Annotated in this window: 13 protein-coding genes; 7 read left to right on the forward strand and 6 right to left on the reverse strand. The window is 59.2% G+C overall.

The features are described from left to right. Positions 1 to 79: 79 nt before the first annotated feature. Positions 80 to 565 carry a hypothetical protein gene (locus tag ACQ5J0_RS05520; RefSeq protein WP_462569537.1) on the reverse strand — a complete coding sequence of 162 codons (486 nt, stop codon included), beginning with the start codon at positions 563 to 565 and terminating at the stop codon, positions 80 to 82. Between the two features lie 111 nt (positions 566 to 676). Next, on the reverse strand, positions 677 to 4,096 hold the full coding sequence (locus ACQ5J0_RS05525) for an autotransporter domain-containing protein (RefSeq protein WP_462569538.1): 3,420 nt from the start codon (positions 4,094 to 4,096) through the stop codon (positions 677 to 679). A 177-nt stretch (positions 4,097 to 4,273) separates the two neighbouring features. Between ACQ5J0_RS05525 and ACQ5J0_RS05530 the strand changes: the two genes are divergently transcribed. The 4 genes from ACQ5J0_RS05530 (at position 4,274) to ACQ5J0_RS05545 (ending at position 6,523) form a co-directional block, all read left to right on the forward strand. Continuing rightward, entirely contained in the window at positions 4,274 to 4,777 is a 504-nt protein-coding gene (locus tag ACQ5J0_RS05530; RefSeq protein WP_462569539.1) for a hypothetical protein, read from the forward strand. 84 nt (positions 4,778 to 4,861) lie between these two features. Then, positions 4,862 to 5,092, forward strand: a complete 231-nt coding sequence (locus ACQ5J0_RS05535; protein WP_462569540.1) for a hypothetical protein — start codon at positions 4,862 to 4,864, stop codon at positions 5,090 to 5,092. A gap of 149 nt (positions 5,093 to 5,241) precedes the next feature. Then, a complete protein-coding gene (locus ACQ5J0_RS05540; protein ID WP_462569541.1) occupies positions 5,242 to 6,081 on the forward strand; it encodes a hypothetical protein in 840 nt (279 codons plus the stop codon). Positions 6,082 to 6,220: 139 nt separating this feature from the next. Further along, positions 6,221 to 6,523 carry a hypothetical protein gene (locus ACQ5J0_RS05545; protein ID WP_462569542.1) on the forward strand — a complete coding sequence of 101 codons (303 nt, stop codon included), beginning with the start codon at positions 6,221 to 6,223 and terminating at the stop codon, positions 6,521 to 6,523. A gap of 60 nt (positions 6,524 to 6,583) precedes the next feature. On the opposite strand, the gene ACQ5J0_RS05550 is transcribed toward ACQ5J0_RS05545, so the two are convergent. From ACQ5J0_RS05550 to ACQ5J0_RS05560, 3 genes are all read right to left on the reverse strand, one after another. Beyond that, positions 6,584 to 8,278, reverse strand: coding sequence for a bifunctional helix-turn-helix transcriptional regulator/alpha/beta hydrolase (locus ACQ5J0_RS05550; RefSeq protein ID WP_462569543.1), 1,695 nt, complete (start codon positions 8,276 to 8,278; stop codon positions 6,584 to 6,586). 139 nt (positions 8,279 to 8,417) lie between these two features. Continuing rightward, entirely contained in the window at positions 8,418 to 9,269 is an 852-nt protein-coding gene (locus ACQ5J0_RS05555; RefSeq protein WP_462569544.1) for a hypothetical protein, read from the reverse strand. Continuing rightward, positions 9,254 to 10,249, reverse strand: a complete 996-nt coding sequence (locus tag ACQ5J0_RS05560) for a hypothetical protein (protein WP_462569545.1) — start codon at positions 10,247 to 10,249, stop codon at positions 9,254 to 9,256. The genes ACQ5J0_RS05555 and ACQ5J0_RS05560 overlap by 16 nt, the downstream gene beginning before the upstream one ends. A gap of 154 nt (positions 10,250 to 10,403) precedes the next feature. Here ACQ5J0_RS05560 and ACQ5J0_RS05565 point away from each other — a divergent pair. The 3 genes from ACQ5J0_RS05565 to ACQ5J0_RS05575 all read left to right on the forward strand — a co-directional run bounded on the left by ACQ5J0_RS05565 (position 10,404) and on the right by ACQ5J0_RS05575 (position 12,842). Continuing rightward, positions 10,404 to 11,575 (forward strand): IS3 family transposase gene (locus ACQ5J0_RS05565; protein ID WP_462567201.1). Its coding sequence is split into 2 segments (ribosomal slippage): positions 10,404 to 10,668 and positions 10,668 to 11,575, totalling 1,173 coding nucleotides; the frame shifts between segments, so codons are not numbered across the junction. A 266-nt stretch (positions 11,576 to 11,841) separates the two neighbouring features. Beyond that, a complete protein-coding gene (locus ACQ5J0_RS05570; RefSeq protein ID WP_462569546.1) occupies positions 11,842 to 12,105 on the forward strand; it encodes a hypothetical protein in 264 nt (87 codons plus the stop codon). A 515-nt stretch (positions 12,106 to 12,620) separates the two neighbouring features. Continuing rightward, the gene (locus tag ACQ5J0_RS05575; protein WP_462569547.1) at positions 12,621 to 12,842 is read left to right on the forward strand and encodes a hypothetical protein; all 222 of its coding nucleotides are present in this window, start codon (positions 12,621 to 12,623) and stop codon (positions 12,840 to 12,842) included. Between the two features lie 80 nt (positions 12,843 to 12,922). Here ACQ5J0_RS05575 and ACQ5J0_RS05580 read toward each other — a convergent pair. Continuing rightward, positions 12,923 to 14,094 (reverse strand): IS3 family transposase gene (locus tag ACQ5J0_RS05580; RefSeq protein WP_462567201.1). Its coding sequence is split into 2 segments (ribosomal slippage): positions 12,923 to 13,830 and positions 13,830 to 14,094, totalling 1,173 coding nucleotides; the frame shifts between segments, so codons are not numbered across the junction. Positions 14,095 to 14,178: the final 84 nt, after the last annotated feature.

Here is a 14,178-nt window from a genome sequence, read left to right on the forward strand (position 1 = left end):
GGCACTCCGATCATTGGGAAATTGCCATCGAAATTGATAGCTGACGCCCGTCCTCTCCATACTTTCTCGAGGTTGCCCGTTATTGCGGCACGTCTTCTGCAATCTCTGGGCGGGGTCTCGCATTGGGCGATTGGCGGTATTTTTCGGCCAATTTCACCATATTGCCATAGGCTTGACGCAATTCCTCATGGGCACGGCCCAATTCGGCATGACGTTTTCGCAAAGCATCAGGCTCACCCGCCCGCGCTTCTAGGTTGTCTCTGAAAAGCGCAAGTTGCGCGAGGTGGCGGTTGTATGCACTATCGGGACGCAGTTGCGGGAGTGGCCGGGGAAACGTCAGGGCCATGTCCTGAAAGTCGCGCATCCAGCGCTCGCCTTCTTCCTGCCAGGATTGCAAATCTTCCTCATAGGCATGCAAGGTGCCGTCCAGCTTTTCCTGCGCTGCAGCGCAGCCCGCCGCACCCAGGATCGGCAGTGCCGCCAGCGAAACGGCCAGCAGAAAAGCGGCGGCACCGGGAGCGCGCAGCCCGGAAACGCGAGACGGCATAATTCCCATGGTGCGCATCCCTCGATCAATACGGCCGAACGTCTGAACAAGACAGACGGTCGGCCGGATTAGAAAAAGGGCGGCCCTTCTTTCGAAACACCGCCCCTCTCTATTTGCTTAGTGCCAGCGTCAGAAGCGGAATGTCACCGCACCCTGATAGCTCTGGTAGGACAGATCATCGCGCCAAAGGGTCGTTTCCGCCGATACCGACAGGCCGAGATTGCCGGCCTGATAGCCGATCCCGCCGCTTACTTCCGCCCAGTCCTGATCATTGCCCGGCAGGGCGAACGCGACAGCAGGTCCGGTACCGCCGACGAAATTCGCCGTGAAGGCGCTCGGACGGTCGGCGAAATCATGGACGTATTCGGCGTTCAGGAAGGGCCGGAAACCCTGCTTGCCAGCAAGGCTTACCCCGGCGCGCGCCTGATAGCTGTCGTAGTCGCCGATTTCGTAGGCAAGCGCAGGTCCGCCGCCGCGTTCGGCAACCTTCGAGAAGTCGATCCGCGCGGCGCGGAAGGCGACCCGAGGAGTGAGGTCGAACATCCCAAGGTTCAAGACCTTGCCCAGACCGGTTTCGGCAGAGAAGACAAATGCCGCATCTTCACCCGTGATGTTGAAGCTGCTGTCGGCCACCGAGACATTGCGGAAAGTCCGGGTGTTGTACACGCCTGCACTGATCTGCGTATCGAGGCGGAGATCCGAGAAGGTGGTTACGCCATAGAGCGTACCCTGGATGAGCTCACCGGAAGCCCCGCGACCCGATACTTGCTGGTTCGTGTCGATGTCGCTGTAGGTCAGGGCGATGCCGATCGCCCCATTATCGATGGCTTTCTCGAGACCGCCGCCGATGTAGAAACCGTCGAACTGATTCTCCTGCGTGAAGACAGTGCCGGGCATAGCCGCGCTGTCGCCGTCGATATAGCCGCCGGCCAGGAACCCGCTCACGTCGTCGGGCAGGACGCCCTGACGGTCGTATTCGCCAGCACCGACACCCATACCGGTCTGCCCGCCAAGCGACATCGCATTGGTGACGATGCCACTGGGGCGACCCACCACCGACAGACTGCCGCCCATCGAATTGCTGGCGCCCAGCTGGCTAAGGCGACCGCGGAGCAGCGTGTTGGTCACATTCAGCGCGGCGACGCCCATGCCCCCTATGGCCGCCTGCTCACTCGGCGCGAAGCTCTCCAGCGCGCTCTGGATGGTTGCGGCGTTCTGCAAGTCCAGCGGGCCGTACAGGTCGGCATAGCGACCGTATTGGACACGATTCTGATCGAGCAATTGGGCGAATGCGCTCTGGATCGGCGAGGTGCCGTCGATGACCGAAGCATAGGACGCCGCCGTAATCGAAAGCGTGATCGAGTTCGCGTTATACGTGAACTCTGGCTTCAGGATCGCGCTGATATCGGGGGATTGGAAGGCCCCTTCATAACCGCCCTCGGCCTGTAGGATGGTGTAGCTGTCGTTGTACCGGACCATAGCTCCGCCGACGGGGTTGAGCAGCACCGTGCCGCCGATGCTGGCGACACCGTTCAGGGGATTGTCGTCCTCGTCGAACTGCGTGGCATTGACCCTGATGAGATCGGAGGCGCCGTTGGGGCCGAAATCGACGCTGTAGAAGCTGCCCGAGGCGAGGATGATATTGCCGTTGAAGTCCAGAGTTCCGATCGAACCCATCGTGCCGGGTGCGACGATGCCCATCATGTTGGTGAAGAACGGAGTCTCCACCGTGCCATTGCCCGTCAGCGCACCGGTGAACAGCAGATAGTCGCTATTGGTCGACAGCGTGCCGTCGACATTCATCATGCCTGCCATCTGGGTGACGTCGATCAGGCTGGTAAGCGATCCGCCCGAAGTGATGTCGAGCGCGGCATTCTCACCGGCGATGGTGAATTTGTCGATGACGACGTCGGTATCGAGCGTGGTGGTGCCGGCTGCCGCCAAAGTGACGTCGAAATAGCGCGCATCGACCCGGTCGCTATCCGCGCTGCCGGGCGAGAAATCCCGGTTGCTCGGCACATATCCGCTCGCTCCCGGCAGGCCATTGGCCAGGCTTGCCTCCGCCAGAGCGATATCCGCAGCGGCTGCGGGCTCGATGCCTGCATTGCTGCGCGCATCGGCCAAGACGGTCATCGGATCGACCGCTCCGATGTTGTTGCCGTCAATCTCCAAGCCTTCGGGCTCGGTGATCGGAGTAGCTGGAACGATAATATTGCCTTCGTAATCGACCACATCGCCAGTCGCGAGGTCGAAGCAATAGACGCCGTCGCAGACCTGGCCGAATTTCCCATCGGTAGCATCGATGCCTTCACCGGGCGTATCGGGCACGCCGTTCACCAGCACGCCGTTCTCGTCGAGCACGAAGAAATTGGGGTCGAGCGCGCTCTGCCAGTGATTCGGATCGCTCCAGTTGCCGTCACCTGCCAGCGACTGCGTGTAGCGATAGGGGCTGTTGGCAACGATCCAGTCCCAGAACGGATAGAGCGGCTGATAAATGCTCGAAGTTCCGTAGGAGGAATCTGGCTGCCCCAAGAAGAACCGCGAACCGCCGGAGAGTACGCCGATCACCAGTTCACGGGCGAAGGTATCGGTCAGAATAAGCGGGCCACCCGAGTCGCCGCCCGCCGTGCTGCCCTCGGGATCGCGCGCGTCATCCTTGAAGAGGTTGAAATCGTAGATCGCCTCGCGGCTCGGATCGTCGAAATCGGTCTGATAGAGATTCTGCGGCAAGCCATAATCGCCCGGTCCGAACAGCCACTGGTTGCGATCGTTCAGCGACCCCAGAATACCGATAACGTTTTCTGCCGCCCGGCGGCGGAAATCGATCCCGGCGGTGGCGCCGGTCGCCCCGACGCCGCTGCGGCCATAGCCGGTGACGCGGACGTCGTAGCCCGTGCCATCAGCCGTATCGATGGTTCCCGGCGCCGGCAAAGGAGAGAAGAGCATGGCCCAGGTCGGGACATTGGCTGCCGGGGTATCGAGGACGGCGAGCGCGACGTCGGCTTCCAGGAACCCTTGCGCCTGCGGGTTCCGCAGAGAATCCTGATTGATCAGCATCTGCTCGACATTATAAACGAAGGCATCGGTTACCGTGCCGAAATCGGCCTGTATCCAAGCGCGGAGACCATCCAAGGCATCGGCCTGGAAGGCGAAGGCGGCGGGCAAGCCACCGCTATTGCTACCATAGGCATCGGCGGGGATGTCGTTGACGCAATGCGCGGCGAACAGAACGGTGCGGGGATTGATCAGCGTGCCGGTGCAGACGAAGCCGTCGGCGCGATAGAACTGACCTACGCCGGTCACATCCACTGCATCGTCGAAGAGCGAACCCGGCTCACCGGGAACGGGTGAATACCCTTCACCTGGGCCTGGAACGACGATCTGGGGCGCTTCGATCGCGAATTCGGGCACCTGGGCGGAAGCTTCGGAAACAGCGCTTCGCGAAAGGTCGGGAGCAACACCCGTCTCGTCATTGCTGCTGAATGCAGTATCTTCGGCGAATTCAGGCCCAACCTGACCCGCGGCCTGCGCCGCACTGGCCGTGGCCATGCAGATACCAGCCGTTGTCGTGAGCAAGATGAGCCGTCCGCTCAGTTTCTCTGTACCCGAAATCATAATCCAACCCTCTTACTTGCAATGGTATTTAGCCGATTGGTAACACTTCTCTAGGGGTGATCGATACTCAAATGTGCGGTGAGCGATTGCAAAGATCAGGCTGTAACAAGAATGGCACACCCGCCCTCAACTACGCTGGGTCGACCTGAAGGCGGACATGAACGAAACGACAAGATCAAGAAAAAATTTGGACAGACCGGCCCCCGCCAAAATTCCTTCGAACGCTTTCGCTCAAAGGCCAGCGCGCGCTCATCGACGGGCAGTGAAAGGCACATCGAAGCCGATATCATACTCCTCGAACGGCAACTGGCCGGCTCGGAAAGGCGCATTCCACCTGAGCTTATTGAGCGATTTGCAGCACTCATGCCTCAGCGCCTTCGGGTGGGAGGACCTGCGCCCCAGCGAAACTACGTGCGCAGCATTGTCGGAACGCGCCGGGTCAAGGACCTCATCCGTTCCGACATGGAAGATCATGCGGGATATCATGGCAGGCCGGTCGCGGATCATCGTCAAAACAAAAAAGCCGCGCGGCAAATCGATCGTCGAGGGCGGACCCGGTACAGCCACCGTCCGGTACAGCCACCCGGACGTTGGGCCTCATCGGCGGAATCCTGACTTACGCAATCAACCTTGGAGTGATCGATCACAATCCGGCGCACGGCATCAAGAAGCCGAAGTACAAAGGTTCGAGAACGTAGGTTGACCGAGGCGGAGTATGGTATCCTTGGGGAGATGCTTCGGGAGGCCGAGGCTAATGGTCGCTTCTGGCCGACAAAGGACATTATCCGCCAGATCGCACTGACGGGGTGCAGACGCGGCGAAATCAGCAGTCTCAAGTGGTGCGATGTTGATCTCGACGGCAGTTGCCTGCGCCTTTCCGAGAGCAAGGAGGGAAGGAAAATTTCGCTGTGCGTGCGCTTTTCGGCTTGAAGGATAATCAGCGAACCAGCCCACTGCCGCACGAACCGCAAAAAATGCTCTGACTGCGGCATATTTACGATGAACTGTCCCATTTGGGATATTCATTGCAGTCCCGTCACGGCGCATCCCCCGCCCACCGCAAATAGCAAGGGATCGCTATGATGAAGAATACCATGATGACCGCTGTGGGGATCGCGCTCATGGCAACCTCGATTTCGACCGCAGCTGATGCCAACCCCTTCAGGAACCTTCGCAATTCGGTCGAGAAGGTCAAGAAGGAGACGCGCGAAGTGGAAGAGGCGGTCGAGACAGTCGAGGAAGTCGTGGAAGCCGTCGATGCCGTCTCCGATGGCCGCGCGCCCTCGCTTCGCGGCAGCTCGAACCAACCGAGCTATCCCAAGACCGCGAGCCGCGGAAACTGGAAGGGCCGTGCCCCGGCAGCTCCAGCGAAGTTCGCCAGCATGACCCAATGTGCCAGCCTGAACTTGGGCAATGCATTCATCGCGCAGGCTGGCGATTACACTTTTTCCAAGGGTATCAGCACCGAAACCCGTGGCGGCCTGATCGAAAGGGAGCCGGTTCAAGCCTCCGGCTGCACCCTGCCCGGTGTCGGGTCGGGTGACGTGCTCTACGTCGAAGTCGACAGAGCGAATTTCAACACGCACGAATATGACATGCAGTGCATATCGTTTGATGGGAGTCAGCAGCTCGATAGGGCCTGGGTTCCGCCGACGAACAACTACGCCGGCAAGGACGTGATGCTGCACACCGGCCACAGCCTTGGTTTCGAACCGACCGCCACCGGGAGCAACTCTGCCCGTTCGGAAGCCTACGACAAGTACCTCGCTGCGCGTGGTCGAGCCATGATCACGTTCAACATGCCCGAGCTGCACACCGACAAGAGCGGCACGGACTTCTACTGCCAGTATTACAACAACAATACCGGCAAGAGCGCGGTCGCATTTACCTATCGCCGCAGCCCTGTTGGCCGGCCCTGAAAGCCGGCGCCACCTGATGCAGTCCCGCAAGGCGACAATTTGATCGTCGGTTTGCGGCGTGGCGGGCCCCTCCACCCAACCCTTTGGGGTCCGCCACGCCTTTTTGTCTCAACGGTCTAGTATCGATGGAGGATATTCTATGCGTTTCATCATCATTGCGAGTGCGGTTGCCCTTGCATTCGGCACTGCTCCAGCTGCTTTTGCCCAGTCCAGCGACAGCGAAGTGGTCAAGGATGGCTCTTGTCCCAAGGGCTTCAGCGCCTCGGGCTCGAAGTGCAAATCGGGCAGCAAGGTCGCGATCGTGAAAATCGGCAGTTGCCCGACCGGCTTCAAGACCAGCGGAAACTATTGCGTTGGCGACAACGGCGACTATGCCGAAGTGCGCGACGGCAGCTGTTCCAGCGGCCTCAAGGTCTCCGGCAAATATTGCGTGAAGAACTAGGATTCAGGTGCCGACACACCCGCTCTGCCGGGGGTGCCGGCATCGCATCCCTGAAGTCGCCTAGCGATCATCGAGGGCGCGCGCTTCGGCAAAGATCAGCTCGGGCCTCTGGAACAGGGAAAATCCGCCAAGTCCGGCGATCGGCCCGATCAAATCGACCTGTCGGCGTCTTGCAAAGGCCAGCATCTGCTCGGGCGTGGTCACCACATCCTCTTCCCCGACGACCAGCCTGATTGGCACCTCCCGGCTGGAAAGCCAGCGGGACCAGTCCAGCGTCATCAACGTAAACCCGTGTGCCATCGCCGCACCGAATCTGTCCGGCCGATTTTCCGCCGAGCGTCGCATCGTCATTGCGATGTCGGGCTGCCTCAGGATGCCCAGATCGACCTCGCTGTCCTGGAACAGACGGTCGACATAATGATGCGCCTGCCCCCGCATCGCCAGCCTGAAAACCGCTCTTACAAAAAGCTCGAAAAATCGCGGACTGCGCTGGCCAAGCAGCATCGGTGCACGCCACGCCGGGTTGATCGGTGTGTCCTGGGCGATTTCCGTAATCGGCAGCGCCATTCCGGCCAGGACCAGACCCTTCGCACGCCCGGGGAATTGATCGACGAGGGCAAGCGCATAAGCAGTCGAGAGACCGCACGCCACGACGGGGCAATCCTCGATTCCCATCGCGTCAAGAAAAGCAATCAAGTTGGCGACAAACGCTTCCACCCGCGCAGTTGCATTGAGATCGGCGTATGCACCAGTGTAGAAGGGCATCCAGGGGACCAGAAGCTCCAGTCCCGAATTTGCCGCCGCGTTTTCCGTGCGGGGTGGCAGAAATGGGCCCTCAAGCGCACCATGGAGCATCAGCACGGGGCGGCCACCCGCTTTGCCGTAACGCTCGTAGAGAATGTCCGACCCGTCGGGCAGCGTAATCCCGTGACCGAATGCGCGCTGTTTCGACCGGGCGATCCCGGCTTTGTGCAGCGCGAAAGAGCTGGCAAAGCCCGCGTACAGGGAAACCAGTTCGCTCTGCGAGCCGATCGCCAGTTTCCTGAGAACGCTCTTGAGCTGATTGCGAGCAGTCCCGACTGCCCGGCCGCGCGCCTGCGCGAATTCGTTCACGGTTCGCCCCTCGACGATGAAACGAACCAGTTCGGTCTCGGCCTGCGTAAGGTCGAGATTTTGCGCAAATTCAGGGCCAACCGCGTCGGACCAGGCCAGTGCTATCCGGTGGATGCGGATCTCGCGGTCCCCGTTGCCCGATTGGCGCGTAGCGACCGCGAGGGTTCCTCTGGTATCGCTGTCGCCGAGATGAAAGCGCAGAATAATGGACCCGCCGTTCGGAGGTGAGCGCAAAAGGTTGCGCAGGGCCCGTTCCGTTTCCTTGAGATCGCCCGCCAGCCAGGTACGGAAATCGTCGCCTATTTGAATCGTGTCGCCGTCCTGATCCGGTCCATCGATCGCACTGACGTGGAGCGTGTTGTCGAGGCACAACACAGCGTCGCCGACCGGGTTGGAGGCCCACGGGTTGCCTCCAGATTCCTGCGGCGGCTCCACGCCGAACTTGTTGAAATCGCTCGGCTCAAGGTCGGATATCGCATCGAAGAGGATTCCCGCCTGCGCGAAATGCGCATCGAGTTCCTTGCCGTCCCCAAACCCTGTATCCAGCGCACGCTCGATCCTGACCTGAAGTTCGGCAAGGCGGGATGGCTCGGCAACGATCTGGTAGGCCTGACGGATCATCTCGTCGGTATTGCCGGCCAAGGTTTCTTCTCCTGCTCCGCAAGGTCTTCAGCCTGCATCGAGCGCGAGCAGCAACACACTTGTTGGACGTGCGCAGTTGGGTTCAGCCCTCACGCACGGCCATATCCTATCTGGGATATTATCCTATCTGAGATATTCATCAACCAACCTGCGCAAGTGAAAGGATGTGTTCGTGTTCGACCACGCGCCGGGCGCGATGAGCGGGTTCGACAACCCGAACTCCAACGCCAATGTCGACACCATCCTCGACTTCACCAGCGGCGAGGACACGATCGAATTGGCAGGCAGCATCTTCACCCTGTTGTCCGAAGGCACGCTCGATCCCGACGCGTTCATACTGGTGACCGAGGCGCAGGATGCCGACGAGCGGATTATCTACAATTCCGATACCGGCAACCTGTTCTACGACGCCGATGGTGCAGGCGGAGCAGACGCCGTGCTGTTCGTCATGCGCACCTTCATCGGCGATCATTTCTCGTTGATCCCAAGCTTTCAATTTTTTGGCCGCTTCCTCGACGGGCGCTTTCCCATCTCGAGTTTTACGGTTCCAAACGCTCTCTCCTTTCCCGGTGAAGTCCTTATCCTGAAGAATTTCCTGTCGCAGCATGAACAGGAAATCCTGAGCCTCTTTCAGAGACGTCTGCGCGTTGGGACCGAGATCAAAGGGCGGCATCGCGGTATGCGCCCGAAGCGAGCAGTCTACTCCAGGATCCCGCTCATCCATGAGGAGGCCAATTTTTCTTTCAGCCTGGAGATAGCGCAGGATGGTCACCGATACCGTTTGGGTTACAGACAATCCCGAAAACCAAAGCGCGTTGAAGCTCGCAGCGAGTTCGTTCCTGCTGATTGGTTGGTCGACAATATCGCACCAGGCCTGATTTTCCGACACCTGAGATTGCCGCATAAACCGGATCAAGTCGTCAATCTGGGATTGGAAACTCTGCGGATCGACGCCGCTGTTCTTCGCGAAATTTTTCAGCTCATTTGCCAAAGCAGTAGCAAGTCTGGATCGGGAATGTCCTCAGGCGGGCGCTTCCCTCGGAGCTCCTCGTTCGATGTCGTATATTGAGCCAGAATCCACTTCAGCAAGATGGCCATTCGGCGGGACTGGTTCGCGATGTTCTCCGGTTTCATTTGGATCATGGTGGAACTGACGAAGCTTCCGAAGGGATTAGCCTCTACCTTGCGCGCTCTTGCAGCAACCAGCTGCAGATCATGCAAGCAATAGATCAGTCCGTGCTCCTTGATCACGGCTCGGACCTCATGCGGTTTCAAGTTTGATTTGGGATAGCCTGCGCGCAATAAGCTCAATGCAGATTTATGCCGGCCGCATACGATAGCCTCGAAGAGGGACCGATGGTCAGCTTCGATTTGCACCAATTTCCGGGCGTGCGATGCCAGATGCGCCAACGCAGTCTTCTGCGCGCCCATATCTGCTTTTCGAAACTCCGAACGCTTGATCGGGGCTGTTCTCCAACCCGCCACAGCATAAGCTATGTAGCGCTCGTTTTGCGCGACGGAGATCATCCGCCTGCAATGACGCAGAATTTCTGTATAGCCCGAAGGCAGCAACGCGCGCGGTAGCATGCATTCCTTCTCGGTCAGCAAACCGATCGGCAGATCGGTAATCGCTTTTAATGCCGGCGAGAAAATCGCAAAGCATTTGTCGCAGTCAGCGCCACCAAAGTTCTCCGTTCTGATTAGATTGTCAATATACCCTTTGAGGTCTATCGGGAGCGCAATGCTTCCTCCAAGCAAGCCAACATCTACCCGCATAACAGCGGATCTGGATTTTGATTCTTTATTTTTCTTATTTTTCAGCCTCCTTGCTTTCTCCTTTGCATTTTCTTTTAATTTACGTTTTTCATTCATTCTATCCGAAGTGTAGTTATGCTTTAGCTGCTGCCGTTTATAGAAATCTTTTTCTCTCGAGATTTCAGACGGAGATCTATTTATCCGCTTTTCACTCATAGGATCTCCATCCGCTTTCAGCCAAATCCTCCCTCAGAAAACGAGTCATAGCGGATTGGTGGCACATTCAGATTTTGCTCGCGTGATCTTTGAGGTGGTCCCGGAATTTCGGACAGGGTGCTAAGCTAATCCCGACCTGAGGAATGGACGGGAAATGAAGAAGACGAGGAAGCGCTACAGCGCGGATTTCAAGGCGAAGGTGGCGCTGGAAGCAATCCGGGGTGACCTGACGCTGGCGGAGCTGGCCGCGAAGCATGGCATCCACCACACAATGATCGCGGCTTGGAAGCGCCAGGCCATCGAGGGAATGGGGAGCACGTTCTCCGGGGCAGGCGAAGCAGCCAAGGCGGCCAGCGAGGCCGAGGTGGAGAAACTGCACGCGAAGATCGGCCAGCTGGTCGTGGAGCGGGATTTTTTAGCCAAAGCCTCCGGTCGATGAGCGTGGCACGGAGGCGATCGATGATCGAACCTGCTCACCACCGCCTGTCGATCGCGGCACAATGCCGCCTGCTCTCGATCAGTCGCTCGTCCTATTACTACGCGCCGGTCCCGGAGACCGAGGAGACGCTGGCGCTGATGCGGGTGATCGACGCGGCGTTCCTCGACATGCCGTGGTATGGCAGTCGCCAGATGGTTCGGCACCTGCGCCGGGAGGGCCACGAGGTCGGTCGCCGCCGTGTGCGGCGGCTGATGGCGAAGATGGGCTTGTCGCCGATTTACCAGCGGCCGCGCACGAGCGATCCGCACCCTCAGCACCGTGTCTATCCCTATCTGCTGCGCAAGCTGGCGATCGACCGGCCCAACCATGTCTGGTGCGCAGATGTGACCTACATCCCGATGCGGCGGGGCTTCTTGTATCTGGTTGCGGTGATGGACTGGGCAACCCGCAAGGTGCTGGCCTGGCGGCTGTCGAACACGATGGATGCCGGCTTCTGCGTGGCGGCTCTGGAGGAAGCGCTGGCGCGCTTCGGTCGTCCTGAAATCTTCAACACCGATCAGGGCAGCCAGTTTACCAGCTTCGCGTTCACCAGCGTGTTGCGCGATGCTGAGGTCCGGATCAGCATGGATGGTCGGGGCCGGTGGATGGACAATGTCTTCATCGAGCGCCTCTGGCGTTCCCTGAAATACGAATGCGTCTATCTCCACGCCTTCGAGACCGGCTCGGAGCTACGCGCTGGCCTTCGGCGCTGGATCACCTATTACAACACGCAGCGACCGCACTCGGGTCTGGCCGGGCGAACCCCGGCAGAGGCCTACGGGCGGATCAGCGAACCAGATCATGGGGGGCATGCCCCCCATGATCTGATGACCAGACTGGCGGCATAATCACATCCGGGATTAGCTTAACTTCGCCGCCAACCTGTCCAAGAAGGCGGGACCACCTCAGTCCAGCTAATTCGAATGACCGATAATGGGTCGGCACGAGAATTTCGGCTTTCGGCAGCAAAGGTGCTGAAGCCGCCTGGCAGGTTTCGAGGTCATGGCGAGTAGCTGGGAATGGCTCGTAGTGGGTGGGATACGGACTCTGCTATCCATTGCTCCTCAGAGCGCCGATGGTATAAAGCAATCTGGCTCCATTTTCCTACACGGGAATGACTACCTTGCTTCGGCCTAAGAAGAAAGAAATTCTGGTCACGCTATTGGCCGTGATACTTTTAATTACACAAGCATCAGTTTTCATTCGCCGCCTTATTGCAAGCATAAATGGTGAGCCTTTGCTCCTATTGTTATTCGATGATGCCCATATCGGTGATCCGGGGTTGTATTACCATTTCGTCGTCGCAGTTTATCTCGTAGCAATAGTTTGTTGTTTTGCGATGCTTTGGGCCGTGGGTCACAAATTCGGCAATGGCTGAAATGGAGGCGCAAGTTCTAGAACGTCGCGAACTGGGTCGTAAGCTCAACGGCCGCTTTCCAGCCGCCTCGCGGCGGAAATGGACAGGGAACAAACGACCCAGAAGCTGGCAGGCCTTGTGGTTGGCCGTCGATTAATCTTCGCAACTTCGCCGCAGCATAGTTAGCCTTTTTGAGCGCGCTCGAGCTCGGGCCGCATTCCGCTTTTTGGGGGTAGAATGCACTTTCGTGCCATTCGCATGCAGATATTGTTAGCATGCGAGACGACCCGAATGCATGCACTGTATAGAGCCGAGGTGGACTCGTTCATCGAGTCTGGAAAAGCCGGGCAGACAGCGGGTTGGCGACGCGACCCGATCTCGGTCGCGCAGCAATACCTGATAATTGAAATCTGCAAGCTCGAGGATATCGAAGACCCTGGGATCTTCAAAAAAGGACCCGCTTTCGATTGGCTTCGAGACCGCGGCGGCAATCCCCGGTTCCTAGCACGTCCTGCTCCAATGCCCTTGGAGCTATCGTGATCGAAAACTCCGGGTGTATCGATCAGGCAAAAGACATGCTTGCTTCAAAGGAACGGGAGTTTCTTGAAGCATCGGAAGAGGTCGAGGGGGCGCTGGCACTTGGGCAGTCTGGAGTGCCTGAGCTCGAAAGGCTCCACCAGATCGCTGCAGAACTTGCAGAGCTCGCGCAAAGCTTTTCCGATCGCATCCATATAGAGCTCAGCTCGTTCCTCGAATAGAAGCGGCCGCAGCCGTGAAGTGAGGTGGTCCCGCCTTCTTGGACAGGTTGGCGGCGAAGTTAAGCTAATCCCGGATGTGATTATGCCGCCAGTCTGGTCATCAGATCATGGGGGGCATGCCCCCCATGATCTGGTTCGCTGATCCGCCCGTAGGCCTCTGCCGGGGTTCGCCCGGCCAGACCCGAGTGCGGTCGCTGCGTGTTGTAATAGGTGATCCAGCGCCGAAGGCCAGCGCGTAGCTCCGAGCCGGTCTCGAAGGCGTGGAGATAGACGCATTCGTATTTCAGGGAACGCCAGAGGCGCTCGATGAAGACATTGTCCATCCACCGGCCCCGACCATCCATGCTGATCCGGACCTCAGCATCGCGCAACACGCTGGTGAACGCGAAGCTGGTAAACTGGCTGCCCTGATCGGTGTTGAAGATTTCAGGACGACCGAAGCGCGCCAGCGCTTCCTCCAGAGCCGCCACGCAGAAGCCGGCATCCATCGTGTTCGACAGCCGCCAGGCCAGCACCTTGCGGGTTGCCCAGTCCATCACCGCAACCAGATACAAGAAGCCCCGCCGCATCGGGATGTAGGTCACATCTGCGCACCAGACATGGTTGGGCCGGTCGATCGCCAGCTTGCGCAGCAGATAGGGATAGACACGGTGCTGAGGGTGCGGATCGCTCGTGCGCGGCCGCTGGTAAATCGGCGACAAGCCCATCTTCGCCATCAGCCGCCGCACACGGCGGCGACCGACCTCGTGGCCCTCCCGGCGCAGGTGCCGAACCATCTGGCGACTGCCATACCACGGCATGTCGAGGAACGCCGCGTCGATCACCCGCATCAGCGCCAGCGTCTCCTCGGTCTCCGGGACCGGCGCGTAGTAATAGGACGAGCGACTGATCGAGAGCAGGCGGCATTGTGCCGCGATCGACAGGCGGTGGTGAGCAGGTTCGATCATCGATCGCCTCCGTGCCACGCTCATCGACCGGAGGCTTTGGCTAAAAAATCCCGCTCCACGACCAGCTGGCCGATCTTCGCGTGCAGTTTCTCCACCTCGGCCTCGCTGGCCGCCTTGGCTGCTTCGCCTGCCCCGGAGAACGTGCTCCCCATTCCCTCGATGGCCTGGCGCTTCCAAGCCGCGATCATTGTGTGGTGGATGCCATGCTTCGCGGCCAGCTCCGCCAGCGTCAGGTCACCCCGGATTGCTTCCAGCGCCACCTTCGCCTTGAAATCCGCGCTGTAGCGCTTCCTCGTCTTCTTCATTTCCCGTCCATTCCTCAGGTCGGGATTAGCTTAGCACCCTGTCCGAAATTCCGGGACCACCTCAGACCGTATCCGTGAGAACTG

It is taken from the genome of Qipengyuania sp. SM2512 (assembly GCF_054954005.1).

Coding starts and splice junctions, on each gene's coding strand:
- ACQ5J0_RS05520 (WP_462569537.1), bottom strand. CDS start 565: ATGCGCACCATGGGAATTATGCCGTCTCGCGTTTCCGGGCTGCGCGCT.
- ACQ5J0_RS05525 (WP_462569538.1), bottom strand. CDS start 4,096: ATGGCCACGGCCAGTGCGGCGCAGGCCGCGGGTCAGGTTGGGCCTGAA.
- ACQ5J0_RS05530 (WP_462569539.1), top strand. CDS start 4,274: ATGGCACACCCGCCCTCAACTACGCTGGGTCGACCTGAAGGCGGACAT.
- ACQ5J0_RS05540 (WP_462569541.1), top strand. CDS start 5,242: ATGATGAAGAATACCATGATGACCGCTGTGGGGATCGCGCTCATGGCA.
- ACQ5J0_RS05545 (WP_462569542.1), top strand. CDS start 6,221: ATGCGTTTCATCATCATTGCGAGTGCGGTTGCCCTTGCATTCGGCACT.
- ACQ5J0_RS05560 (WP_462569545.1), bottom strand. CDS start 10,249: ATGAGTGAAAAGCGGATAAATAGATCTCCGTCTGAAATCTCGAGAGAA.
- ACQ5J0_RS05570 (WP_462569546.1), top strand. CDS start 11,842: ATGACTACCTTGCTTCGGCCTAAGAAGAAAGAAATTCTGGTCACGCTA.